This window comes from Clostridium bowmanii, from assembly GCF_018861315.1.
GTDB classification, from domain to species: Bacteria; Bacillota; Clostridia; order Clostridiales; family Clostridiaceae; genus Clostridium_AD; species Clostridium_AD bowmanii.
Genome location: NZ_JAHLDL010000003.1, coordinates 30,566 through 56,425, shown reverse-complemented (window position 1 = coordinate 56,425; position 25,860 = coordinate 30,566). Strand labels below are relative to the sequence as shown.

Here is a 25,860-nt window from a genome sequence, read left to right as displayed (position 1 = left end):
AGTAAGAAAGGAGCGGCATATATGAGAATACTTCACACCTCCGATTGGCATTTGGGGAAAACCCTAGAGCAGTACAGTAGGCTAGAAGAACAGGAAGAATTTTTAGGTGAATTTGAAGAAATAGTGGGTAAAAATGATATAGATTTAGTTATTATAGCTGGAGATATTTATGATAATGGAAATCCCCCAGCAAAGGCAGAATCAATGTTTTATAAAACCCTTAAGAATATAACTAAAAGTGGCAAAACTGCAGTGCTAGTCATTGCAGGTAATCACGATAACCCAGAGCGGTTAGTTGCAGCTAGTCCACTTGCTTATAAGCATGGAGTAATACTACTAGGTGAGCCAAAGAGTATAGCAAAACAAGGTAGCTTTGGGGAAGAAGACTTAGATAATAAATATGAATTTGAAATAGTAGAAAGCGGAGAAGGGTATATAGAGCTAAGTATTAGAGGGGAAAGGGCAGTTATTATAACACTGCCTTATCCAAGTGAAAAAAGGCTAAATGAAGTGCTTTCAGAAAGCTTAGATGATGAGGACAGGCAAAAGTGCTATTCTGATAGAATAGGGCAACTTTTTGAAAAGCTATCTACTAAGTATAGAGAAGATACCATAAACTTAGCAGTATCTCATCTCTACGTTATGGGTGGAGAGGAAAGTGGGTCAGAAAGAAGTATACAACTAGGAGGAAGTCTTTCAGTTTCTCCAGCTGTTTTTCCGAAAATGGCACAGTATTCAGCCTTAGGACATCTTCATAGACCTCAAAAGGTTCCAGGTACCTCTGGAAAGATAAGATATTCTGGCTCTCCAATTCAATATAGCAAAAGTGAAATAAACTATAGCAAGGGAGCATTTTTAGTAAATGTTGAGGCTGGAAGTGAGGCTGAAGTATCCCAAATCATGTTTAGAAACTATAAGCCTATAGAAGTATGGAAATGTAACAGTGTAGAAGAAGCCCTGCAAAAGTGTGGTGTAGAGGGCGAGAGAAATATTTGGGTATATCTTGAAATAAAGACCAAAGAAATAATAAGCACAGAACATATAAAGGAAATGAAAAGGTTAAGGCGTGACATAGTGTCCATACAGCCTATATTAGAAGGGCTTGATAGCGAAGAAGATTTAATAGAGTGTCTAAGAGAAAAATCCATGGAAGAAATGTTTAAAGAATATTTCATAAAAGAAAAAGCAGGGCTCCAGCCCTCCAAAGAGTTAATGGATTTATTCTTAACCATAGCATACGACGAGGAGGATCCGAAAAATGAAACCAGTTAATCTTAAAATAAAGGGCTTAAACTCCTTTGTAGAAGAGCAAACTATAGAATTTTCAAAGCTTACAGAAAAAGGACTTTTCGGTATTTTTGGTCCTACAGCTAGCGGAAAATCCACAATCTTAGATGGAATAACTATTGCTCTTTATGGAAAAGTCTCAAGAGACACCAAGGAGTTTGTAAACACAGAAACAAATGTGGTAGAAATAAGCTACGATTTTGAAATAGGCCTAGGGAAAACTCGAAAGCTTTATAGAGCAGAAAGATGCATAAAGAGGCTAAAAACTGGATATTTTAAAACTGCCTATGCAAGGCTTATAGAAATTAACAAAGAAAACCCTGAAAATAACCAGGTGCTAGCAGAAGGACCAAAGGACTTAGAAGAGAAAATCATAGATATTATAGGACTTAAAGTTGAAGATTTTACAAGGTCCGTAGTACTGCCTCAAGGTAAATTTAATGAATTTTTGAAGCTTACAGGAAAAGAAAGAAGAAATATGCTAGAGCGAATTTTTGCCCTAGAGAAATACGGCACAAAGCTCTATGAAAAAATAAGAGTAATCAAAACTGAGAACCTAAAAGCTAGAAATGAGCTAGATGGAGAAATGAAAGGTTACGAAAATGTAGGAGAAGAATCTCATAAGGAGATACAAGTATCCTTAGCCAGTTTGAAAAGTGAAGAAAAAGCTCTTAGAACTGAAAAAAACACTTTAGACAAACAATATGAGGAGTATAAAACACTTTTTGAGCTTCAACAAGAAAAAAATCAGTATGTTAAAACAGCGGAAGAGTTAAAGCTTCAGGAAGCAGAAATTAAAAGCAAAAGTGAAAAATTCACCAGGGGAAGTGCAGCACTAAATGTAAAACCCTTTATTGACAATGTAGTGGAAACTAAAGATAGTTTAGTTATAAACAAAGTCACTCTTGAAAAATTAAACACTGCTTTTTTAGATCTAGGTAATATGCTAAATATAACTAAAGCCTCTTATGAGGCTTCTATAAACAATAAAAATAGTAGACTTCCTATTTTAATTGAAAAGGAAGTAAGCCTTAAGCAAGCTACAGCTATTCAGGAAAAAGTAAATTATTTAGGTAGTGAAAGGCAGAATCTTTTAGACAGACATAGACAACTTTTGATAAATATAAATGAAAAAACTATAAATTATAATCTGATAGGAGTAAGTAAAACAGAAACAGAAAATAATTTGAAAATAACAGAAGATAATCTAAATGAAATAGAGATACTTCCAGAATATAGAGAGAAACTTCAGTATGCCTACAATAGTGAGCTAGAAGTTTCCACCACTACGAAAAATGTAGAGGTTTTTAAAAATAAACAGGAAGGTTGCCAAAAGGCTGTTAATCTAACGTCGGAAAGATATAGTAAGGCTCTATTATTACAGGAGAGCAGTGGGAATAAATTAGCGGTTTTAGAGGGAAAAAGTAAAGCCTTAGCAGATAATTTCCCGGGAGATAATAATTTGTTGTTAGAAAAGCAGAATGCCTTTAGCACACTTCGTGATATGCTAGATAAAGCTGTAGAAAACAATAAATTAAAGGCTGAGCTTGAAAAAAAATACAATATTAAAAGGTTGGAAAGCGAAAAAGTAAGTGAAGATTTAAAAAATAGGTCACAAGCTATAGAAAACGCAAAAGCCCAGATTAAAACAATAGAGGCTGAAATAAAAGAAATAGAGCTAGGAGGCATGGCTGCGGTTTTAGCTTCTAATTTACAAGAAGGAGAACTATGTCCAGTATGTGGATCTCTTCATCATACTCATTTAGCAGAAGTAATAGTTAATATTGATTTAGATGACAAGAAAAAATTAAAGCAAACACAGGAAGTAACTTTAGAAAAATTAGTTAAAGAGCTTCAAGCAGAGCAAATTAAAAATGCAGAACTTTTAAGAGACGTGGAGTATATAAATAATAGTCTGGTAGAGATCTCTGAAAAACTTGGTGACCTAAACATTGATGATTTGCAGCAGCAAAGAAGCATAAGTGAAGCATCCTTACTCCAGTTTAGGAAAACCCTAGAAGATTATAATAAGGCAAAAAATGAGCTAGATGCAGCCTTAATTGAGCTTCGCGCAGAGAAAGGTAAGTTAGACAGGTCAGAAGCTATCCTCCAAGAAGGTCTGAAAAAAGAAAAGGAAGCAGTAGTAGCAATAGAGGCAGAGCTGTGCATTACCACAGAAAAACTAAAGGAAATAGTAACAAAGGACATGCTTTTAAAAGAAGACTTGCAAAAACAAGAGAATTTATCTAGGGAAGGGGATTCCACTAAACAAAAACAAAGTGATAGTACAATGATTGTATCAATAAGTGAAAAAATACAGCAACTTAAAGTAACGGATAATCAAGTTATAAAATTAACTGCTAGTGCTAGGAAGCTTAGGTTAGTACTGTCAGCACTAGAAAAACAAAAGGCCGAAGTAGACAAGATTTTAAAGGATCTCACTACCTTAAAAACAGAAATAGAAACTAGTGGCAAGGAAAAAAGAGCAGAAATAGATCGCTTGGCTATTCAAATTGAGGAATTATGTGGATTCAAGCCTTCCAAGGACCTAACCCCTAAAATAGAAATAGAAAAGGTAAGAGATGAAATTAAAAACATAACCCTTAAAGAATCAAATTTAAAAGCAGTTTTAGATAGAGAAAATATAGAAATGCAAAGCTTACAAACCCAAAAGACCAGTAGTGATAAGGAGAGTGTAATGCTATTAAAAGTGTTAGCTACTGGGGAGGAAAAATTAAAAATATCTCTTAGTGAAAACTCCTTCCAGAGTATAGAGACAGTATCCTTTTATTTAATTACAAAAGATGCACTTAAACTACTAGAAGAGGAAATAAAAAATTATGAAACAGCAGTGGGTAGAATCTTAGATAATTTGCAAAGATTAGAGAAACTCCTTAAAGGAAAAGAAATAGATCCAGTTTTCTTTGAAGAGTTAAAAGAAAAAAGAGAAATGCTGCAAACTGTTCTAGAAGAAAAGAATAAAGCTGTAGGTGCTGAAAATAGAGCGCTAGAAGAAATGGAAAGAAAACTACTAGAATTCGCAGCGCTTATAAAAAAGAAAGGCGAAATAGAACATATGCTAGGTCTTTTAAAAGAACTTGATAACTTAATTCAAGGAAATAAGTTTGTTGAATATGTAGCCATGAAGCAGCTGAAATATATATCCTTGGAAGCCTCAAAACGTTTAAAGGAAATAACAAGAGGACGTTATGCCTTGGAACTTGATTCTGATGGAGCATTTGTAATGAGAGATGATTTTAATGGAGGTACAAGACGTGAAACTAACACTCTATCCGGTGGAGAAACCTTCTTAACATCACTATGTCTTGCACTAGCGCTATCCTCACAAATTCAATTAAAAGGAAGCGCCCCACTAGAGTTCTTCTTCTTAGATGAAGGTTTTGGAACTTTAGACACTGATTTATTGGAAATAGTAATGAATTCACTTGAAAAGCTTCATTCAAGTACCTTGTCTGTGGGAATTATAAGTCACGTGGAGGAACTTAAGAATAGGGTGCCAATAAAACTAATAGTTACTCCAGCAGAACAAGGCCAAGGGGGGAGCAAGGTTAAACTCGAATATACGTAAAGGTGTCCCATTTTTTCTGCATTAATTGCAAACGAGCTTGAAACTGGAAATTTGATTAAGAAATTCTAATCTTTTGACAATATGAAATTCTCTGACACTCACATTCGGCGTCCTGCCTCAGGTTCGCTACCCTGACGTCCTGTCAGGGTCACGAGAATTTTATATCATCAAAAGAAGAATTTCTAAATCGAATTTCAATAGTTTCTTCGCTTCTTATTGCAATTAACTCCGGAGAAATTTCATACAATTATGTTGAGAGTTAGCCTGTGGGAGATGTAAAGGTGAAGGTTTCGTGAAAAACAGGAAATTCGAATTGTATTCAACGAATCTACTCCTAAAATCTTTTAGCCGATAGGCTGTTTTTACATGTATCATTCAAAGGTAGTGATGAGCAAAATCCGTAGCCTACGGCTAAAAAGATTTGGTAGGATGACATTGCAAATATCAAAGTTACCCAAAATAGTAGCTGGACAGGTTCAAAAATCACTAGAATTCAATTGGAGGAGAACACATGAAATTTTTATTGTATTATATTATAGCTATAAACTTATACGGAATTTTCGTTATGTATTCAGATAAGAAAAAATCACAAAAGGGAAGATGGAGAACACCAGAAAGTACTATTTTTACTATTGCTATTGCTTTTGGGGCCTTGGGAATATTTATGGGTATGCGGTTATTTAGGCATAAAACCAAGCATAAAAAGTTTGTTATAGGAATACCTTTAATACTTATAGTTGAGTTATTTATATTCTTTACATATATTTATAAATTGTTGTAAGTCTTATAATTTAAGCTTTGAAATTCTTACCTTTTGAGGGTATAATGAAATTAATATTGCATTGCAGAATACACAAGATAAACAAGATATAACAGAAAGGTGGCAATGGTATGGACAAAGAAGCCATGGAAATGTTTAGTAAAATGTTAGACAGTAAGTTAGGAGCTTTAGAGAATACATTGGACGGTAAATTAGGAGCTTTAGAGAATAGGTTGGACAGTAAATTAGTGGCTATCGACAATAGATTAGATGGTATAGATAATAGATTAGATAAAAATACTATTTTACTAGAGAACTTAACAAGTAAAGTTGAAACTATGGCAGAAGCACAAAAGTCTCATATGGAGCAAGATGAAAAGGCTCATAATGATATAGTAAAAAACTTTAGCGAAAAGATTGAAGTTATAGAATTAGCTGTAAAGGACACTTCAAAAGATGTTAAAGAAATAAAAAATGATATAAATCATGTTTCAAATGAGGTTGAAGATGTATGTGAAAAAAATGAGTATATTGGCATGAAAGAATTCAATAATGAGAGTGATTTGCTCATGGCGAAAAAGAAGCTTTCACAGTAGAATTATATTTAGACTTATTTCGTGTCTGTGTATAACTATTCTGATAAAGAGAATTAATTGTTATAAAAAATGGACATATTAGAATTCTATGGCATTTAAATGTATATTTAAGCAAAGTTATCCTCTTTAAGTGGATAACTTTGCTTAAATTGTGGATAAATTTTTAATTGTCTGAAAATAAATTATATGAAAATATATAATATTATTAACTTATTCACTAACAAAATAATCTAAATTTACTATTATTATTAGATTTTTGAAAAAATATTTCAATTAAGTTGTGCTAAATATTATCTGAATACATAGCACAATACAACCCATCTTTTCTATCTTCTTTAAGTCTAAAATTTTCTCTAATCTGAGTTACGTTTTCCTGGCAAATATCAGCTATAATCAAACCATCGTCCATATATAAACTACTTATTATATTTCCTAGTGGATCTATGATCATGGAGTCACCGCTGTAGGTTAATCCATTTCCTTCTCCAACTCGGTTTATGCCTGCTATATAACATTGATTTTCTATGGCTCTTGCTTTTAATAAGGTAATCCAGTGCTGGCGACGCTCTATTGGCCAGTTAGCTGCAAGAGTAATTAGGTGAGCAGTTTTTGAAGCTACCTGAAAGATTTCGGGAAAGCGTAAATCGTAACAGATTAAAGGGGCTATAGTAAAACCAAAAGCATTAAATGTGTTTATTTGGCTTCCACTTTGGTAAAATTCACTTTCCTCTCCAAAGGAAAAAGGATGAATTTTAGTGTAATTTACAAGTTCATCCCCGCAAGGCGCTACTACAGAGTAATTATTTTTACTATTAGTGATGCCTTCTACATATCCAAAGCCTATTAAAATATTAAACTGACTACTGATTTTCTTGAAGAATTCTATGGTTTCATTATTGGTGTCTCCTATAAAAACAGTATTCATGGAAAAGCCTGTTAAAGTCATTTCAGGAAAGAGTATCATATCTACCTTTTCATCAGCTGCTTGTTTTATGAATTGTATTGCGGTTTCTTTGCTTTGGGGTTTATCTTCCCAAGCAATATCTAATTGGGCTAGTGCTAATTTCATATTATCAACCCCTTTTATATTCATTTTATATCTACTCATATTATATAATAATATTGATATGAAACCAATATTATTTAAGAGAATCTAATGGCCAGTGGACTTTATTGTACATTATATGGATATTAATAATTAAATTTAAATCATATTCAAAAATTTAATATAATACATAAAAAATAAGGAGTTCATAACTAATGTTTTTTTGCGTGGGTTCTAAAACATACCAGTATATTACTGAACTAACAATAAATTTGACTTGATTTATTGTACAATAAGGAGTTAAATGAATTGCTAGAACTAAAAAATCAGTAATTTGAAAAATAAAACGTTTTATATAGAAAATTAACAAAAAATTATCACACATTTTGTCGAAACTTGATATAATAAATATATAGTTTATATAATTTTTTTGTTGTAGATAAAGAAATTAGTTATAAACAACATTTCTGTTGACTACAGCAAATCAATGGAATTATAAAAAAAGAAGATAATTTGAAAGCTTTGGAAGAATTGGACAAGCCAAAATAATCTAAGTGTTAAAGTACTAATAGACTTGGCATATATATTGACTATATTTTAAAATAAATAAATAAAAAACAGGAGGATATTATGGATAAATTTTTAAACGGTACAATTAGTTTGCTTATTTTAGTGTTACTATCACCATTATTTTTGATTGTGGGAATAATGATAAAGTTAACTTCAAAAGGACCGGTATTTTTCGATCAGATGAGAATAGGTAGAAATAATGAATTGTTTAAATTCTATAAATTTAGGACAATGAAAATTGGAACTCCTGATGTATCAACTGATAAACTTGATAATTCAAAAGGTTATGTAACTTTAATTGGAAAATTCTTAAGGAAATCTAGTCTAGACGAACTTCCACAATTAATTAATATACTTAAAGGGGATATGACTTTTGTAGGACCAAGACCTGCTTTATACAATCAATATGAACTTAAGGAAATGAGAACAAAAGCAAAAGTTCATGCATTATTACCAGGAGTTACTGGATGGGCTCAAATTAATGGACGAGATAATAATGATGATTTTAAAAAAACAGTGCATGACGTTTATTATTTAAATAATAAATCATTGGCACTTGATGTGAAAATATTATATAGAACGGTATTTAAAGTTATAAAAGCAGAGGGAGTAAATGATAATGAACTGAAAAGCATAAATGATAATGAAATTAAAATGCGTAGGTCTAAAGATTATCCAGCATAAATTAAGGGAAAGCTAAAATAAGTGATATGTGTTCGGATATAAATCCATTAAAATGATTAGCATATATGGATTCTTTTGTGGATGTTTTATAAATAGAACAGCAGAATCATATTATATTTTATTTGAATAATATAGAGGGAGTAATGATATATGAAAAAGGTATTAGTTACAGGTGCCAATGGATATATTGGGCGCCATATTGTAAAAACGTTGCTAGATTGTGGGTTTAACGTGGATGCTTGTGATTTTAGATTTGACGGAGTAGATGAGAGGGCTAATAAAATATATACACCTATATTTAATGGAGAAGAGGATATATATGATAAACTAGGAAAACCAGATATATGTATTCATATGGCATGGAGAAACGGATTTGTTCATAATTCAGGAACTCATATTGAAGATTTATATAATCATTATACATTTCTAAGTAATATGATTAGTGGAGGTCTTACGCATTTATCAGTGATGGGTACAATGCATGAGGTTGGATATTGGGAAGGACCTATTGATGAAAATTCACCCACTAATCCTTCTTCATTATATGGTATAGCTAAGAATTGTTTAAGGCAGGCTATAGAACTGCGTGCGAAAGACGACAAAATGATTTTTCAATGGTTAAGAGCATACTATATAACTGGTGATGATTTAAAAAGTAACTCAATATTTTCTAAAATAACTAAAATGGAAATGGAAGGTAAAGATAAATTCCCATTTACTACTGGCAAAAATAAATATGATTTTATAAGTGTGGAAGAGTTATCGGAGCAAATAGTTGCTGCATCTACACAAACAGAAATTAGGGGTATAATTAATTGTTGCTCGGGAAACCCAATTTCACTTGCAGAAAAAGTTGAAGAATTTATTAAAAAAAAGAATTTTAAGATAAAATTACAATATGGTGCATTTCCTGATAGAGAATACGATTCCTTAGCTGTATGGGGAGACAATAATAAAATAAAGAAAATACTTGAACTGACTCCTAAAAAATTGGGAGTTTAGTTCATGCATACAGCACGTAGGAAATTTATGAATATTATTTTAGTAAAGTAATAATCCTATTATATGAAATTATAAATTGATAGAGGAGACAAGAAAAGATGAGTAAAGTTTTAATAACTGGAGGAGCCGGGTTTATAGGAAATTCTGTAGTTGATAACTTATACAAAAAAGGGAAGCATGAGATAGTTGTTCTTGATAATTTTTCGGAGCAAATTCATGGAAGTAATTATGAAGAATCATATCTTTATAAAAATATAAAAGATAAATCGCGCATCATACAAGGTGATGTTAGAAATAGTTTGGATGTAGAGAAGGCGCTTATTGGTGTGGATTATATAATACATCTTGCTGCGGAAACAGGAACAGGTCAATCTATGTATGAAATTAATAGATATACGGATGTTAATATCAAAGGCACAGCAAATTTACTAGAAGTTATATTGAAAAATAAGTTGCCTATCAAGAAAATAATTCTTTCTTCATCACGATCTGTATATGGAGAGGGTATGTATTTTTGTGAAGAGCATGGAATTGTTGTTCCTAAATCAAGGGATATAGATGATATGAAGAGTGGGGATTTTGAAGTGAAATGCCCTATATGTGGTGGAAAAGTTGAATTAAGAAATACAACAGAAGAATGCCCATTAACACCCATCTCTTTTTATGCATATACAAAGTTTGCACAGGAAAAAATGCTTGAGGTAATGTGCCCCACAATGGATTTACCATATACTATATTTAGATATCAAAATGTATACGGTGCAGGACAATCTCTTGACAACCCATATACTGGGATACTTTCTATATTTTCTAAGCTACTACTTAAAAATCAGAACTTGAATATTTTTGAGGATGGCAAAGAAAGTAGGGACTTTGTTCATGTTAGTGATGTTGCAGCTATTACTTGTAACGCACTTGAAAACGTTGCTACGGACTATAAGCATATCAATGTAGGAACTGGGGAAAAAATTTCAGTGATGCAATTAGCAAAAACATTTAAAAAATTATATGCATCAGATTCAGAAATAAATATTTCAGGAGATTTTAGAAAAGGCGATATTAGGCATAATATTGCAGATACAAATAGAGCTAAAGACTTATGTGAATTTAAACCTAAATATACATTTGAAAAAGGTATGGAAGAGTTTACAACATGGGTAAAGCTACAAAACAAAGAAAAAGGTTTAGAAAAATCAGATGGTCTTTTTGAACAATCTATAGATGAAATGAAAGAAACTGGAATGCTGATTCAAGGCAGGAGGTAAACGGATATGAGTAATAAGAAGGTTTTATATATTGGTACTCCAATATTTAATTATCATAAGAGCATTGTTTCAGAATTTAAACAGCAGGGTTACTGCGTTGACTATTATAATGACAGACCAAGTGAAAGATCTATTGTTAAGGGAATTATTAAAATTAAAAAGAGTTTGATGAATTTCATAATTCAAAGGTATTTTGATAAGATTTTGTCTGAAACAAAGGAAAATAGCTATGATTTAGTATTTATTGTAAACTGTAAAGTGTTTACTCCATTAATGATAAGGCAATTGAGGGATAGTCAAAAATCAGCTAGATTCGTTTTATATATGTGGGATTCTTTGAATTTGTATCCAAACAGCAAAGAATTGATACCAATTTTTGATAAGGCATATTCTTTCGATTTAGATGATTGCAATGAAATAGGAAAACTGGCTTTTATGCCGCTATTTTACTGTAAGGAATATGAAGAATTAGGTAAGGAAGAGGTTTCTGAAAGAGAATACGACATTGTAAGTGTTTGTACATCTCACCCTAATCGTTATAAAACAATGCACGAGTTGTTTCCAAAATTAGAAGCAAAGGGTATTCGAATATTTTCGTATATGTTTTTGAATAAGCTACAGTATTTATACAATAAGGTGTCTGAACCTGAATTCAAAGATGCAAAGAGAAATGAATTTAAATTTAAACCTCTATCTGAACAAGAAAATCTAGCAGTTCTTAGAAAATCAAACACTGTATTTGATATGCAACATAACATGCAAAGTGGTTTGACAATGAGAACTATTGAGACTCTTGGTGCTAAAAGAAAGATGGTTACTACCAATACAAATATTGTGAAATATGATTTTTATAATAAAAATAATATATTTGTAATGAACGAGAATAATTTAGATGAAATAGAAGAATTTATTAATAATAAATATGTACCTATTAGTGAGGATATTTATAAAAAATATAGTTTGCATAACTGGGTAGAAACAATTATAAATGAAAGAAATAATAATTATTTTATATAGGTTACCAATATATAAATATAATAAATAGGATGTGTTAAGGTTGGGAATTAGAATAGGAATAGATGGACTATATATTATCCCAGGAGAAATAGCAGGAACTGGAAGTTACCTTATGAATTTGATAAAAGGTTTACAATGTGTGGATAATGAAAATGAGTATTTCATATTTGCAACTAAATCTAATTATAAATGTTTTAATATTGATAAAGAGAATTTTAAAATAGTTATATGTGATTTTGATAACACAATAAGATTTAATAGGGTGCTATATACAAGTACAAAGTTACCAAAGGTTATTAAAAATAATAAGATAGATGTAATGTTTTTCCCAACCTATGTGAGATGTATACAAAATATTAAGGGAATAAAAATAATATCTAATGTACATGACATCCAATACAAACATTTTAAAGAGAATTTTTCTTTTTCTAAGAGGGTATTGTTTTCTTTTACATACCCGCTAAGCTTTAAGAAAAGTGATAAAAATATTTGCATATCAAACTTTGTTAAACAAGATATAATAGAAAATTTTAAAAATATTAATCCGAGTGACTTAGAGGTAATATATAATCCAATAGATTTTGAAAAATTTGAAACCAAGGATAATGTTATTTTTGATGATTTTGCTAATAAGTTAGGATTAGTTAAGAAAAATTATATACTATCAGTTGCATCATTATTGCCCCATAAAAATATTCCAACACTTATAAATGCATTTAGTATTTATAAAAAAAGAAGCGGAAATGTTAACATTAAATTAGTACTTGTAGGAATGAGAGACAAGGCGACTAATGATTTAGTCAAATTAATAGCAGCTAACAAAATAGAAGATAGTGTAGTTATTCCTGGTTTTGTATCGGACGATGAACTTAGTTTACTATATAATAATGCTAAAGTATTTGTGAGTCCATCTCTATTTGAAGGGTTTGGAATGCCACCAGTTGAAGCAATGTATAGGAATATACCAGTTATAACTACAAGATGTACTTCCCTGCCAGAGGTAACTATGGGTCAGGTTATTTATTATAATAACCCTACTGATGCAGATGATTTGTCAAAAGTAATTGAACAAACTATAGTCAAGGGTTTTGTTTATAAAAGTGGCATTAACGAAAAGTTGATTGAAAAATATTCTGTAGAAAATGCAGCAAATCATTATAAGAAATTGTTTGAAAAAACTTTTGCAGAGAAATAAAACAATAACAAAAGAGTAAAACAATAATAAAAGAGTAGAGGAGGGGAATTGTATGCTGTGTGCACTAATTATGGCAGGAGGTAAGGGTACTAGATTCTGGCCTCTTTCAACTGATGAAAAGCCCAAACAGTTTGTAAAACTTTTAGGTGAGAAAACAATGATACAGATGACTATTAATAGAATTAAGGATATAATTCCTGAGGAAAGAATTTTTGTAGTAACGGCGTTAGATTATGTGGACTTAGTAAAGCAGCAGTTACCTGAATTGCCAGCTAGAAATATTATAGTTGAGCCAGTAGGTAAAAATACTGCGCCATGTATAGCACTTTCAGCTTTTTATATAGAAAAGTTTTACAAAGATTCTACCATGGTGGTATTACCTTCAGATCATCTTATTATAAATGAGGAAAAGTTTAGACAAACTATAAAGAATGCTTATGACTTTATACAAGATAATGAAGAGGCAGTAGTAACCCTTGGAATGAAACCTAATAGACCAGAAACAGGATATGGATATATAAAGGCAGTTAAAAATGGACAACATAAAATTGGCAATGAAGTTATTTGTAAAGTTGATGGGTTTGTAGAAAAACCTGATTTAGAGAAGGCTAGAACTTATGTAGAAGATGGAAATTATCTTTGGAATGGTGGTATGTTTATTTGGAAAGCTAAAACTATTCTGAGTTTAACAAAAAGATACTTGAAAAACACTTATGAAATATTGAAAGAAATTGCTATATCTTTAAAGGAAGACTATGAATATAAATTAACTGAAAATTACTGTAAGATATCGTCTGTATCAGTGGATTATGCCATTATGGAAAATGCTAAAGAAATATATGTAATCCCTTGTGATTTTGGATGGGATGATATTGGTAGTTGGAATGCAATAGAAAGATATAGAAAAAAAGATGAGCATAATAATGTGTTTTTAGGAAATGTAAAAAACATAGAAGGATATAATAATCTTATTTTAGCTATGGATAAACCAATAATAACCGTAGGGCTAGATGATATATTTGCAGTTGAAACAGATGATTTTATATTACTTTGTAAAAAAAGTGATTTAGATAATATAAGTGAATTAAGAGATAAGGTAGATATATTATGAAGGAGTAAAACACTCAAATGCATAAATGTGTATTTGAGCATTTTTTTATAAAACCAACACAAGGAGGAAACAATGGGGAAAATTGATTATCTCGATTCATGCAAAGGAATAGCCATACTAGGAGTATTTCTTGTCCATAGTACAATGCTTTTTTCTTTGTTTAAGATTACATCACTGCCCTTTTCTATTGAACAATTACTATATACTGGCCGGTTGGGTGTTGCAATTTTTTTTATAATTAGTGGATATACTGTATTTAGAAGTCTTATGAATAAAACTGCTCAAAAAAATTTCTTTTTAAAATATGTAGCGAGAAAATTTTTTAGATTAGCAGTACCCTTTTATTGTGTGTTATTAGTTGCATATATTTTAAGTCTTATAGTAATGAAAAATGAACTTAACATAACATCTAGTAATATGCTTATGCACTTTACTTTTTTATATGGATTAGACAAAGATATTTACAATAATATTTTAGGGGTAGAGTGGTTCCTTTTCGATACTTTCATATTTTCATTTTTAATCTTAATTCCGTATAAGTTTAAAAAACATTTAACATCTAAAAATACATTGGCATTATTCGTTGCTACTTTACTCATTTCTTTCCTGTTTAGTTTAGGAATACAGTTTCTAAAAGGTAAAGGTGCTATTGATACAACAACTTTTTCATGGCTATATTTTTCACCTATTAATTGGCTTTTTACTTTTTCGGCTGGAATATTCATGTTCTATTTTTTTCAGGATATAAATATTTCTAAAATAAGATTCATAAACAAATATTCTAAAATATTAGTGATTTTCGTTGTGGGTTCTATTATATTAATTTCATATTTAAATTTACATTTTGAGAATATTTTAGTTAGTTTACTATTTATAGTTTTAATTTTCACACTTCATTCAGTTTGGTTTATTAATAAAAAAATGAGTTCACTGTTTAAAATATTTGATAATAAACTCTTTAGCAATCTTGGTAAAATTAGTTATTCATTTTATTTAGTCCACTACCTAGTATTAAGATATCTAAAAGAATACGTTCCTACGGATATATTTACGAGTGTACCATGGATTAATTACTTTTTATTAGTTTTGATATCATTTGCATTAAGTTTGGCGGTGGCATATATTTTATATTTATTTATAGAACGGAAGCCAACATTATTAGAGAAATTTCTCATTAAAAAATTGAGTGCATGCTAAGTAAGTTTGATCTTTTGTAGATAAAATAAAGGGATGAAATTCGTTTTCAAATTTATGATATACTAAGTTAATTAGATGATATAACTTTTAGCAAAAAAAAGTAGTTTAATGAAGCATTAAATAAAGAGTTGGAAGATTTAACTAAGGGGCTGTGTATGGTTATGAAAAATGGATATGGGTTTGGTGAAATATTTAAGAATGCTATATCACTTGTTTATACTAAAATATTTTATAAGGGAGCACGATTAATACGCACTCCAATATTTATAAGAGGCAAAAAGCTTTTACAGTATGGTGAAGGCTTTACTACGGGATATAGTTGTCGTTTAGAAATGTTTGATACAGGAAAAGGTGGAGCAAAAAAACTTATAATAGGTAAAAATTGCAAGATTGGCGATAACGTTCACATTTCAGCAGGTGAAAGTGTCACTATAGGAGATAACTGCCTTATGGCATCCAAGATATTTATTAGTGATAGTAATCATGGAGATTATTCAGGTAATGTGCAGCATTCATCACCAGATATTGAGCCAGATAAGAGACCACTTAATACTAAATCTGTATCAATAGGTAATAATGTATGGATAGGAGAAAATGTTTGCATATTATTAGGAGTTAATATTGGTGATGGTTGTATTATTGGAGCGAATTCAGTGGTTAATAAAGATATTCCTAGTAACTGCATAGCTGTTGGAATGCCAGCTAGGGTTATTAAAAAATATAATTGTGTTGCAAAACAATGGATGAAAATTTAATTAAATTGTGATTTTATATAAAAATTTCTAAGGAGGCAAATTATGAAAGGTATTATTTTAGCTGGTGGTTCCGGCACGAGGCTATATCCAGTAACCAAAGCAGTATCAAAGCAAATACTACCAATATACGATAAGCCAATGATATATTATCCATTATCAGTATTAATGCTTGCAGGTATAAAAGAAATATTAATTATTTCAACGCCAAGAGATATAGTTACTTTTGAAGAGCTATTAGGTGATGGAAGTGATATAGGACTTAAATTGCAATATACTGTTCAAGAAGAGCCAAGAGGACTTGCAGATGCTTTTATTATAGGCGAAGAGTTTATAGGCAGTGATAAAGTAGCATTAGTTTTAGGCGATAACATTTTTTATGGTTATGGATTTAGTGAAAGATTAAAAAGAGCAGTGGACAGAGAAGCAGGATCTACTATTTTTGGATATCATGTAAGTAGTCCAACGGAGTTTGGTGTTGTTGAATTTGATGGTAATAATAACGTATTATCCATAGAGGAAAAACCAATGAATCCAAAATCAAACTATGCAGTGCCTGGATTATATTTCTATGATAATGATGTAGTGGAGATTGCTAAAAACATTAAACCATCCAATAGAGGAGAAATAGAAATAACAGCAGTTAATAATGAATACTTAAGGCGTGGTAATTTAAAAGTTGAACTTTTTGGAAGAGGCATGGCTTGGCTTGACACAGGAACTCACAGAGGACTACTAGACGCAGCTAACTTTGTTGAAGCAATTCAAACCAGGCAAGGATTATATGTAGCGTGCATAGAAGAAATAGCTTTTAGAAATGGATTTATAAATAAAGAGCAACTTTTAAAATTAGCAAAACCACTAATGAAAATAGAATATGGTAAATATTTAATACGGATTGCTGACGATTATGATAAAGCTAAATTAGAAGCTAAAGCAAAAATAGAATCTAAAGCAAAAGTAGAAGCTGAGCTACAATAGATAGAGGAGGAGTTATTGGTGTTTAATTTTATAGAAACTAAGATAAAAGATCTATATATAATAAAGCCAAAAGTTTTCGGTGACAATAGAGGTTATTTTATGGAGACCTACAATAAGAATGATTTCTTTGAAGCAGGACTTACTATGGAATTTGTTCAAGATAATGAATCAAAGTCTAACAGTGGAGTACTTAGAGGACTTCATTTTCAAACTAAACATACTCAAGGTAAATTAGTTAGAGTTACGCAGGGGAAAGTATTTGATGTAGCTGTAGATTTAAGGAAGGGTTCATCCACCTTTGGACAATGGGAAGGAGTAATTCTTACCGAGGAAAATAAAAAACAATTTTATGTACCAGAAGGCTTTGCTCATGGATTTTTAGTCATGTCAGATGTTGCTGTGTTTAACTATAAATGTACAGACTTCTATGCTCCTGAGTATGATAGTGGTATATTGTGGAATGATGAAGATATAGCTATAGAGTGGCCACTAGAAGGTATAGAAGAGATTCTATTATCAGATAAGGATAAGTTGCAAAAGAAACTAAAAGACTTAGAAATATCATTCGAATATAAGGGGTGCAATTAATTATGAAGACTTATTTAGTAACAGGTGGAGCTGGATTTATAGGTGCAAATTTCGTACATTATATGTTAAATAAATATTCAGATATAAAGATTATAAATTTAGATAAATTGACTTATGCAGGGAATTTAGAAAATTTAAAAGATATAGAAAATAATAAAAACTATTCTTTTGCTGCCGGAGATATATGTGACAAAGGATTTGTAGAAAAGATATTTGCAGATAATGATATTGATTATGTTGTGAATTTCGCAGCAGAATCACATGTAGATAGAAGCATAAAAGAGCCAGAGATATTTGTTAAAACAAACATCTTAGGTACAGTAAATATTTTAAATGTAGCAAAGAATGCATGGGAAATTAACGGTGTATTTAAAGAAGGCAAGAAATTTATGCAAGTATCAACGGACGAAGTATATGGATCACTTGGCACCACAGGGTTCTTTCTTGAAACTACACCACTGGATCCACATAGTCCATACTCTTCAAGTAAAACAGGCGCAGATTTAATGGTTAAAGCTTATTTTGATACATATAAAATGCCTGTAAATACAACTAGGTGCTCAAATAATTATGGTCCATACCAATTTCCAGAAAAATTAATACCATTACTAATAAATAACTGTTTGAATCATAAAGAGCTACCAGTTTACGGCGATGGAATGAATATAAGAGATTGGTTATACGTTGAAGATCACTGTAAGGCTATAGATATGGTTATAAATGGTGGTACAGTGGGAGAAGTTTATAATATAGGTGGACACAACGAGAGAACTAATATGCAAATAGTTAAAACTGTTATAAATTATTTAAATGAAAATGTAGATAGTGAGATAACAGAAAAACTAATAACTTATGTTGAAGATAGAAAAGGTCATGACATGAGATATGGAATAGATCCAGCTAAGATAAAAAAAGAGTTAGGATGGCAACCTGAAACTACATTTGAAGTAGGAATAAAAAAGACAATAAAATGGAATTTAGATAATAAACAGTGGATGAATAATATTACATCAGGGGAATACCAGAATTATTATAACAATATGTATGAAAAATAATTTATGTGATAAAATAAAAGCGAGCAAAGGAGAATTATAGAATGGGAGATACCCTATCATTTCATAAACGTTTTTGGGTTACGGAACTTATCTGCACAATACTAATTGCTACTACGATATTGTTTAAAATCCAGGGATTATCACTATATTTGGCCTTATCAGAAGTAATTGCCATAGGATTTTTTCTTAATAGGTTTATTTATCATGGAATATATAAGCGTGATTATAAATTTACTCAATTATCCAATAGAGTATTTTGGATATTGTTTTCATTTGGAGTGTATTTTCTTGTGCTCTTTAGCATACGGTTTATGCTACATTTACCCTTTATGGACTCAATATGGCCAATAAGAGGGTTAGTACTTGGCTCATGTGTTTTCTTTATAATAGATGAATTTAAACCAAAAGTAAACCAACTATTGGGTGGAATAATATTTCTATATACAGTATTAAATATACGGGAATTGATTGATTGCTTAAGATCATCTAGTATTCGTGATTTGCTGTTTTTAGGTAACATTAATATATATTTATATGTTTGTATTATGCTAATCACTTTTTCAATATGGGCAATAAAAGAAAGTGTGTATAAAAGATTGCCGTCATGGATAACACCAATTGCGTATGTTAATGTTGGCATGAGCTTGGTTTTTGCATTTCTTTCTGGAGGTAGACTGGGTTGGGTGGTTATGGGAGCAGTAATTGTAGCATCCTTTCTGTTAATATTTGGAGGGAAATGGAACTCGTGGAAGCGAATTTTGACATTCATGATATCATGTAGTGTGGTTATCGTAATTGCTGCATCTGTAAATTTCATGCAAGCCCGTCCTAGCTTATACAGATCATTTTCTGTTATTGTGACTAGAATTCCGGGACTCGTCAAACCAGCGCCAGAGACCGAAGAAGCTAAGGTTTCTACTGCTGATACTAGTGATAAAATACGAGAAATATTTTGGGCCAAGGCATGGACTTTAATAAAAGAGAATCCTGTTTTAGGAGCTGGTACATTTGCTGTAGCATACAAGCAAGCAATTCCATCAGAATATATAACTGCAGCCCAGTCAGCAGAGATAGCGAAAATGCAACGTCCTGCCCATAACTTCATACTGGAAACGTGGATGGGTTGGGGAATAGTAGGATTAATATTATACGTAGCCGGTTTATTTTCAACTTGTTATTACATATTAAAAAGATTAGTAAATATACCAAAGCCACTGAGGATTTGTTGCGTTATTCCTATTGTTGCAACTGCATTCTTAAGTTTGTTACAATCATTTATACTTTTAAGTTTCCAAGCGACCTATATTATGTGGTTTTGCCTAGGGTTTGCATCAGTGGCAGATTACTACTATAAGCGAGGAGAAATTAAAAACATTTAAATTAAGGAGATAATAACTTTGAAAAAGAGAATATTGCTAACATCTCAAACTGAAGATAACATAAAAGCCTTACATAATTATTATGAAAAAAATATAAAACAAGATAGACCCGATATTGTACTAGAATATAAAAGTTTTTATAAGTATAAAAATAATAAAATTCTACATTATATAATAAGAGCGGGTCAAATGGTGAAAAATTATTCTGCGGTTGTTTCAGATTATCCCAATAGTGTTTTCAAGAAAACTCAAAATGGCATTTATATGAGCCATGGTTATGGAACTAAAAAGACTCCAGGAAATAATGAAGTCCATAATAAAAAAATGATGAATCTCTATAAAGGAATTAGAAACAGAATAAAAAATGTTGTAACCTTGTCGGAAAGAGACAGCACATACTTTTTAAGATCAACAGAACTTGACAAGGACCCTCTTCCAAATTATATGCCACTGGGACTACCAAGAAATGATATGTTGTTTGATAAAAAGCATATTAGTGAATGTAGAAATAAATTTGACTTGAAATATGATACTAAAGGGAAAAAAATTCTACTATTTTGCCCAACTTGGAGAGGGTATGAAATAGAAAAGGATTTTCCAATTTCAAAAGAGGACTGGATAGTGTTTGATAAGTTTATGGGAGAGAATAACTGGAAAATGATTTACCGTCCTCACTACTTAGAGAGACTCCTTGATGACAAAATTTTTGAAAATATGAAAAACATTTTGACAATGGATTTTGATGAAGAGATGTCTACTCAAAGCATACTGGCGGTATCTGATATGCTGCTTACTGATTATAGTTCCATATATGTAGATTACTTAGTATTAAATAGGCCAATTTGTTTTTTACCATATGACGTAGTGCAGTATGATAAAGTGCGAGGGCTTGCTATTGATTTTACTAACTACTTAGATACACCTGGTCCTAAGTTAAAGTGCGTTGATGATTTAATAAATTACATAAAAGATACGGCGGATACTGACCAATACATAGCAATTAGAGAAGCTGCTCAAAAGAACTTCTATCATTACTTGGATGGGGATAGTTGCAAAAGAGTGTGGAACTTAATATTAAATCTTGTAGATAAAAAAATAGGAGGTACATATTAATGAATATAGCTATAATACTTGCTGGTGGAAAAGGTTCTAGAATGGGAATGGTTGATGAGCCTAAGCAATTTATTGATATATATGGCAAACCAATAGTTGTACACACAATAGAGGCATTTGATATACATGAGCAAATAGATGCAATAGCAGTTGTGTGCCTTAAAGAATGGCATGAAGACATAAAGATATGGACTAGAAAGTATGAACTTAATAAAGTTAAATGGATAGTGGATGGTGGAGAAACAAGGCAAGAATCCGTTTTTAATGGCCTAAAGGCAATTGAGGAAGATGTGAGTCCTGAAGATATCGTAGTTATTCACGATTCTGCAAGACCTCTAATATCTCATAGGATAATAGTTAATAATATTGAAGGGGCTAAGAAATATGGCGCCGTAGATACTGTTATTAAAGCCTCTGATACTATAATTAAAAGTACAGATGATGAGACTATATCCTCTATTCCTGTGAGAAAAGAATTATATATAGGTCAAACACCTCAGAGCTTTGTATATTCAACTATATATGATGCCCATAAAACTGCGGAAGCGTCAAAACTTCAAGACTCAACAGACGATTGCAGATTAGTATTAAATTGTGGAAAAAAAGTTCATTTAGTAGATGGAGATAAACTCAATTTTAAGATTACAACAATGGAAGATTTACTTCTACTAAAATCAATAGTTAAAATGAGCAAATTGGAGAGAATATAATGCTTACTCGAGGATTCAAAATCGTCCAATCCAAAAGATTTGAAATCTATATAGAAGATTTAGAAGTGACACTAGGGCATGCAGTGGTTAAGATTGAAACCGCCGCTATTTGTAAGGCTGATTTAAGGTATTATCTTGGAAGCCGCGACGAGAGAACACTTAACCTTAAATATCCTATAAATCTTATTCATGAGGCCATAGGTACTATAGTTAAAGACCCTACTAATTCTTTTAAAGAGGGAGATAAAGTTGCTTTAGTTCCTAACATAATGATTGATAAGGATAAACAAGATGAGTTTGATATTGCATTATCTAAAAATCCAAGACTAGGTGAAAACTATTCCCCTAAAGCATTGTTTGCATCCAGTAGCTATAATGGATTTTCAAAGGATTATCTTGCATACCCAGCTCGTAACCTTGTAAAAATAGAAGAGGGTATTAACACTAGTATCTCGGTGTTTTCAGAACTTATATCTGTAGCAAGTGCAGCAATTCGTAGAGTAATATTAAACGAAAATGACGTTATAGGCATCTGGGGCGATGGTATCCTTGGATATGTATTATGCTCAGTGCTTAAACAGGTACATAAGGGGCCTATTATAGTTGTAGGACATAGCAAAGAGAAGCTAGATAAATATGAGGGGGTACAAACTTACCTTTCAAATGATCCGATTATTAAGAAATGTAAAATTAATGTTGCCTTTGAATGTATAGGGGGTACAGCGTCTGAGAGTGGTATTGAAGGGATTTTAAGCAGTGTGCTTCCAGGAGCTAAAGTAGTCCTTGCAGGAGTAGCTGAGAATCCTATAAAGATAAACACACGTAAGATATTAGAAAAAGGGTTGGCACTTTATGGAGTTACAAGAAGTAATGTAGAAGATTTTAAGTTTGCAGCAGAGTTACTTAAAAAATCAGATTTTAGCGCTGATATATCAAAGCTATTTTTAGACGTAACACCTATCTATGATATTAAAGATTTTTATAGAGTGTTTGAAGTAGAAGCAGAAAGTAGGGCCCTTGGAAAACATATTATGAGATTCGATTTTTAATGAATAGTTAATATTAAATGAAATTAAATTAAATTAAGTGAAATTGAGGAAAATAAATGAATATAAAAAAATCACTAAGAGTAATATTAGTAGAATGTTTTGGGATTTTAATTGGAATACTTAGTGGACTAGTTATACCAAAGGTTTTTGATATACAATCCTATGCTTATTTAAAAACATTTACCCTATATACATCATATGCAGGAATGCTCCATTTTGGATTCTCAGATGGAATGTACTTAATATTGGGTGGTAGAAATATAGAGGATATAAACAAGGAAAAAGTAAAAGGTTATTTCTATGTTATGCTAAAGATAGTAATTGCGGCAGTAGCTATTTTATTTATTATTTCAATGTTTTTTATAAAGGATATAGTGTTTAGGTATTTTGTATTCTACATACTACCCTTTCAGGTTGTGTTATTTATTTCACTGCTATACAGGGCCACAGGTGAATTTAACAAATATGTAGTATTACGAGTAGTGCAAAATGTAATAAATTTAGCATCTATCCTTGCAGTTATCTTTATTGTAAGATCACCAATTTTATATATGCAGATTCAAGTTGTTGGAAATTTGCTTTTAGCAATAGTTACTGGAGCCTTAATTATGCTTTCAGCAAAAAAAGCAGAAAAAACAAAGCGTTCAGAAATAAAATCAATAACAAGTATGGGTTTTACTATAATGATAGCCAACACTGTAAGTCTTCTATTTATTACTTTGGATAGGTGGTTTATTAAAATAAAATTTACTGTTAATGAGTTCGCGTATTATTCTTTTGCGGTATCAATGCTAAGCCTATTTTTAGTCTTAGTAAATTCAGTGACAGTTTTATTTTATCCTTATTTGGCAAAAAATAAGGGAGATGAAAAAGTTGTCTCAAAGGTGAAAAAATATATCATATTAATATGCAGTTTTGCACCTGCTGGTTATTTTGTCTTGGAGTTTATTGTGAATAATTTCCTAGATCAATATATACCATCCTTAGAAGTATTGGGAATATTAATAATAGGAATACCCTTCATTACATTAACAAATGTTTTATATGCCAATCTTTATAAAGTTGGTATGAGAGGCAAGGAATATCTAATTGTCGCCTCTAAAATGGTAGTATTGGCATTTCTATTAAATGTATTTGCATCATACGTATTAAAAAAATTCAATTTAGTTGCATATGCTACGGATATTACATTGTTTGTATGGTATGTATATTCATCAAAAGACTTTAAGGGACTTGAAATACACAAAAATGAGATAATTCATTTTATAGTATATCTATTTTGCTATGAAATTATTAGAGTAATTCCCATACCATCACTAATTAAAGCATTTATGTTTATATTAAGTATTATGATTTCAGAATACGTTTTATTTAATGCAGATGTAAAAGAGAGCTTTTTAATGATAAAGAATAGAAAAAAAGCAAATAAGACTAAAGAGTAATTTTAAAAGACATATAAATTAAAGATAATTAAACTATTTTGTATTTGGAGAGAGGTGGGAAAGTGAATTTTTTTCGAAAATTTTCATTTTTATTAATATGTGTCTATATTATATTGTTACCTTTAATTCCACAAGAGGTTGTGTTTAAGGGAGTAACAGTTACTGATTTTATTTTGGCATTAATAATTTTTCTGTATGTTATAAATTTATTAGTTTCTAAAAGTGGTAGAGGAAGTTTTAAAGAGGGCATCATTGATTTTTTTACTGATAAATTGAGTATCTTTATTGCAGTACTGCTTGGTATAATGCTTTTATCTACTTTATATGCAACAGATAAAGGATTAGCATTAAGTGAAAGTGCAAGGTTTATAACTTATATATTTTTGTATTTTATTATAAAATACGAGTTCAATAACAAAAAACATATAAATACACTACTAAAATGTTATATATTTATTTCCACTGTTTTATGCTGTATAGGAATTGTGCAGTATTTTACTGGGTTTGCATTGAATAAAACGTTTATAAGAACATATAATGCTGGAGTAATTAGAAGGATAACATCAACATTCTCTAATCCAAATGCTTTTGGAGCTTATTTAATACTAATAATTTTCCCAGTGATTATGTTAAGTATTTATGAAAAGAATAAGAATAAAAAAATATTATACATATTACTTTCAATGTTGATGTTTGTTAATGTGGTAATGACGTTTTCTAGGAATGCAATATTAGGTCTTGGATTAGGATTATTAGTACTTACACTAATTTATAGCATTAAGTGGATTTTCGCACTAGGTGGTTTTGCTATTTTGATTTCCTTCATACCCTCTGTCTCTCAAAGGATTAAAGGTACAGTTGATTTACATCAAAATGAATTAAGAATTAAGCTTTGGAAAACAGCACTATATATGATAAGGGATCATCCAATTGTAGGTGTTGGCAATGGGAACTTTGTTACTAGATATAATGAGTATGTAAGCAAGTATAGTGAATTGAAATATTATGAATATAAGAGCTACCCAAACCATAATTCATATTTAAAATTACAAAGTGAGCTAGGAATACTAGGAATAGTTTCTTTCCTTGGAATCATAACAATGACGTTATTTAGAATTAAGAAATTGTATAGTACAACTAGAGATAAGTTTTATATACCATTTTATACTGGTGTAATGGCAAGTTTCATTGTTTTCTTTTTTATGAATTTATCAGATAATTTATTCTTTGTGCCTAAAGTAACAACTTATTTTTGGTTAATACTAGCAACTGCAGAAGCAATACGTTACAAGTCTCACAAGTCACATGAGCAATAAGCCACTTTCATAAAAAATCAGGAGCTTTTAGCTTCTGATTTTATTTAGCTATTGTTAAAAACTTATTGGAATAATAAACCACTATAAGTTATAATAATAGAATAGAGGGTTTATTATTAAATCTCAATTGTCCACTATAGATTGTTAACACAAAAGG

Annotated in this window: 22 protein-coding genes; 21 read left to right on the top strand and 1 reads right to left on the bottom strand. The window is 30.8% G+C overall.

The genetic code is table 11. From position 1 onward, the window contains the following. The first annotated feature begins 21 nt into the window (after positions 1-21). The 4 genes from KPL51_RS02600 to KPL51_RS02585 all read left to right on the top strand — a co-directional run bounded on the left by KPL51_RS02600 (position 22) and on the right by KPL51_RS02585 (position 6,232). Positions 22-1,272: an exonuclease SbcCD subunit D gene (locus KPL51_RS02600; protein ID WP_216156930.1), complete on the top strand. Its 1,251-nt coding sequence runs from the start codon at positions 22-24 to the stop codon at positions 1,270-1,272. Beyond that, positions 1,259-4,876, top strand: coding sequence for an AAA family ATPase (locus KPL51_RS02595; RefSeq protein ID WP_216156927.1), 3,618 nt, complete (start codon positions 1,259-1,261; stop codon positions 4,874-4,876). Before KPL51_RS02600 ends, KPL51_RS02595 begins: the two co-directional genes overlap by 14 nt. Before the next feature lie 511 nt (positions 4,877-5,387). Continuing rightward, positions 5,388-5,657 (top strand): DUF1294 domain-containing protein, encoded by a 270-nt coding sequence (locus KPL51_RS02590; protein ID WP_216156924.1) that lies wholly within the window; start codon positions 5,388-5,390, stop codon positions 5,655-5,657. Between the two features lie 110 nt (positions 5,658-5,767). Next, positions 5,768-6,232 carry a hypothetical protein gene (locus KPL51_RS02585; protein ID WP_216156921.1) on the top strand — a complete coding sequence of 155 codons (465 nt, stop codon included), beginning with the start codon at positions 5,768-5,770 and terminating at the stop codon, positions 6,230-6,232. 283 nt (positions 6,233-6,515) lie between these two features. Here KPL51_RS02585 and KPL51_RS02580 read toward each other — a convergent pair whose 3' ends face one another. Continuing rightward, positions 6,516-7,301 carry a nitrilase-related carbon-nitrogen hydrolase gene (locus KPL51_RS02580; protein WP_216156918.1) on the bottom strand — a complete coding sequence of 262 codons (786 nt, stop codon included), beginning with the start codon at positions 7,299-7,301 and terminating at the stop codon, positions 6,516-6,518. Positions 7,302-7,907: 606 nt separating this feature from the next. Here KPL51_RS02580 and KPL51_RS02575 point away from each other — a divergent pair. The 17 genes from KPL51_RS02575 (at position 7,908) to KPL51_RS02495 (ending at position 25,703) form a co-directional block, all read left to right on the top strand. Next, positions 7,908-8,531, top strand: a complete 624-nt coding sequence (locus KPL51_RS02575) for a sugar transferase (RefSeq protein WP_216156915.1) — start codon at positions 7,908-7,910, stop codon at positions 8,529-8,531. Between the two features lie 150 nt (positions 8,532-8,681). Then, on the top strand, positions 8,682-9,533 hold the full coding sequence (locus KPL51_RS02570) for an NAD-dependent epimerase/dehydratase family protein (protein WP_216156912.1): 852 nt from the start codon (positions 8,682-8,684) through the stop codon (positions 9,531-9,533). A gap of 98 nt (positions 9,534-9,631) precedes the next feature. Then, a complete protein-coding gene (locus KPL51_RS02565; RefSeq protein ID WP_216156909.1) occupies positions 9,632-10,798 on the top strand; it encodes an NAD-dependent epimerase/dehydratase family protein in 1,167 nt (388 codons plus the stop codon). Between the two features lie 6 nt (positions 10,799-10,804). Next, entirely contained in the window at positions 10,805-11,815 is a 1,011-nt protein-coding gene (locus tag KPL51_RS02560; protein WP_216156906.1) for a WaaS/CpsH family glycosyltransferase, read from the top strand. Between the two features lie 40 nt (positions 11,816-11,855). Then, positions 11,856-13,010, top strand: coding sequence for a glycosyltransferase family 4 protein (locus tag KPL51_RS02555; protein WP_216156903.1), 1,155 nt, complete (start codon positions 11,856-11,858; stop codon positions 13,008-13,010). A 52-nt stretch (positions 13,011-13,062) separates the two neighbouring features. Beyond that, positions 13,063-14,121 carry a mannose-1-phosphate guanylyltransferase gene (locus tag KPL51_RS02550; RefSeq protein ID WP_216156900.1) on the top strand — a complete coding sequence of 353 codons (1,059 nt, stop codon included), beginning with the start codon at positions 13,063-13,065 and terminating at the stop codon, positions 14,119-14,121. A 72-nt stretch (positions 14,122-14,193) separates the two neighbouring features. Further along, entirely contained in the window at positions 14,194-15,318 is a 1,125-nt protein-coding gene (locus tag KPL51_RS02545) for an acyltransferase family protein (protein WP_216156898.1), read from the top strand. 155 nt (positions 15,319-15,473) lie between these two features. Then, on the top strand, positions 15,474-16,073 hold the full coding sequence (locus tag KPL51_RS23915; protein WP_280526752.1) for a DapH/DapD/GlmU-related protein: 600 nt from the start codon (positions 15,474-15,476) through the stop codon (positions 16,071-16,073). A 42-nt stretch (positions 16,074-16,115) separates the two neighbouring features. Then, positions 16,116-17,051, top strand: a complete 936-nt coding sequence (gene rfbA, locus KPL51_RS02535) for a glucose-1-phosphate thymidylyltransferase RfbA (RefSeq protein ID WP_216156895.1) — start codon at positions 16,116-16,118, stop codon at positions 17,049-17,051. 18 nt (positions 17,052-17,069) lie between these two features. Continuing rightward, positions 17,070-17,639, top strand: coding sequence for a dTDP-4-dehydrorhamnose 3,5-epimerase (gene rfbC, locus KPL51_RS02530; RefSeq protein ID WP_216156892.1), 570 nt, complete (start codon positions 17,070-17,072; stop codon positions 17,637-17,639). Between the two features lie 2 nt (positions 17,640-17,641). Beyond that, positions 17,642-18,694, top strand: a complete 1,053-nt coding sequence (gene rfbB, locus KPL51_RS02525; RefSeq protein WP_216156888.1) for a dTDP-glucose 4,6-dehydratase — start codon at positions 17,642-17,644, stop codon at positions 18,692-18,694. Between the two features lie 41 nt (positions 18,695-18,735). Then, on the top strand, positions 18,736-20,073 hold the full coding sequence (locus tag KPL51_RS02520) for an O-antigen ligase family protein (RefSeq protein ID WP_216156885.1): 1,338 nt from the start codon (positions 18,736-18,738) through the stop codon (positions 20,071-20,073). Between the two features lie 18 nt (positions 20,074-20,091). Continuing rightward, positions 20,092-21,186 (top strand): CDP-glycerol glycerophosphotransferase family protein, encoded by a 1,095-nt coding sequence (locus KPL51_RS02515; RefSeq protein ID WP_216156882.1) that lies wholly within the window; start codon positions 20,092-20,094, stop codon positions 21,184-21,186. Further along, positions 21,186-21,896 carry a 2-C-methyl-D-erythritol 4-phosphate cytidylyltransferase gene (gene ispD / locus KPL51_RS02510; RefSeq protein WP_216156880.1) on the top strand — a complete coding sequence of 237 codons (711 nt, stop codon included), beginning with the start codon at positions 21,186-21,188 and terminating at the stop codon, positions 21,894-21,896. Before KPL51_RS02515 ends, ispD begins: the two co-directional genes overlap by 1 nt. After that, on the top strand, positions 21,896-22,945 hold the full coding sequence (locus tag KPL51_RS02505) for an alcohol dehydrogenase catalytic domain-containing protein (RefSeq protein WP_216156876.1): 1,050 nt from the start codon (positions 21,896-21,898) through the stop codon (positions 22,943-22,945). The genes ispD and KPL51_RS02505 overlap by 1 nt, the downstream gene beginning before the upstream one ends. Positions 22,946-23,001: 56 nt before the next feature. After that, on the top strand, positions 23,002-24,387 hold the full coding sequence (locus tag KPL51_RS02500) for an MATE family efflux transporter (protein ID WP_216156873.1): 1,386 nt from the start codon (positions 23,002-23,004) through the stop codon (positions 24,385-24,387). A 140-nt stretch (positions 24,388-24,527) separates the two neighbouring features. After that, entirely contained in the window at positions 24,528-25,703 is a 1,176-nt protein-coding gene (locus tag KPL51_RS02495; protein ID WP_224853618.1) for an O-antigen ligase family protein, read from the top strand. The last annotated feature ends 157 nt before the right edge of the window (positions 25,704-25,860 follow it).

Excerpts from the sequence above, each read along its gene's own strand:
- rfbA (WP_216156895.1), top strand. The coding sequence starts at position 16,116 with ATGAAAGGTATTATTTTAGCTGGTGGTTCCGGCACGAGGCTATATCCA.
- KPL51_RS23915 (WP_280526752.1), top strand. The coding sequence starts at position 15,474 with ATGGTTATGAAAAATGGATATGGGTTTGGTGAAATATTTAAGAATGCT.
- ispD (WP_216156880.1), top strand. The coding sequence starts at position 21,186 with ATGAATATAGCTATAATACTTGCTGGTGGAAAAGGTTCTAGAATGGGA.
- KPL51_RS02575 (WP_216156915.1), top strand. The coding sequence starts at position 7,908 with ATGGATAAATTTTTAAACGGTACAATTAGTTTGCTTATTTTAGTGTTA.
- KPL51_RS02585 (WP_216156921.1), top strand. The coding sequence starts at position 5,768 with ATGGACAAAGAAGCCATGGAAATGTTTAGTAAAATGTTAGACAGTAAG.
- KPL51_RS02590 (WP_216156924.1), top strand. The coding sequence starts at position 5,388 with ATGAAATTTTTATTGTATTATATTATAGCTATAAACTTATACGGAATT.
- KPL51_RS02570 (WP_216156912.1), top strand. The coding sequence starts at position 8,682 with ATGAAAAAGGTATTAGTTACAGGTGCCAATGGATATATTGGGCGCCAT.
- KPL51_RS02550 (WP_216156900.1), top strand. The coding sequence starts at position 13,063 with ATGCTGTGTGCACTAATTATGGCAGGAGGTAAGGGTACTAGATTCTGG.
- rfbB (WP_216156888.1), top strand. The coding sequence starts at position 17,642 with ATGAAGACTTATTTAGTAACAGGTGGAGCTGGATTTATAGGTGCAAAT.
- KPL51_RS02600 (WP_216156930.1), top strand. The coding sequence starts at position 22 with ATGAGAATACTTCACACCTCCGATTGGCATTTGGGGAAAACCCTAGAG.
- KPL51_RS02595 (WP_216156927.1), top strand. The coding sequence starts at position 1,259 with ATGAAACCAGTTAATCTTAAAATAAAGGGCTTAAACTCCTTTGTAGAA.
- KPL51_RS02580 (WP_216156918.1), bottom strand. The coding sequence starts at position 7,301 with ATGAAATTAGCACTAGCCCAATTAGATATTGCTTGGGAAGATAAACCC.
- KPL51_RS02565 (WP_216156909.1), top strand. The coding sequence starts at position 9,632 with ATGAGTAAAGTTTTAATAACTGGAGGAGCCGGGTTTATAGGAAATTCT.
- KPL51_RS02560 (WP_216156906.1), top strand. The coding sequence starts at position 10,805 with ATGAGTAATAAGAAGGTTTTATATATTGGTACTCCAATATTTAATTAT.
- KPL51_RS02500 (WP_216156873.1), top strand. The coding sequence starts at position 23,002 with ATGAATATAAAAAAATCACTAAGAGTAATATTAGTAGAATGTTTTGGG.
- KPL51_RS02545 (WP_216156898.1), top strand. The coding sequence starts at position 14,194 with ATGGGGAAAATTGATTATCTCGATTCATGCAAAGGAATAGCCATACTA.
- KPL51_RS02520 (WP_216156885.1), top strand. The coding sequence starts at position 18,736 with ATGGGAGATACCCTATCATTTCATAAACGTTTTTGGGTTACGGAACTT.
- KPL51_RS02505 (WP_216156876.1), top strand. The coding sequence starts at position 21,896 with ATGCTTACTCGAGGATTCAAAATCGTCCAATCCAAAAGATTTGAAATC.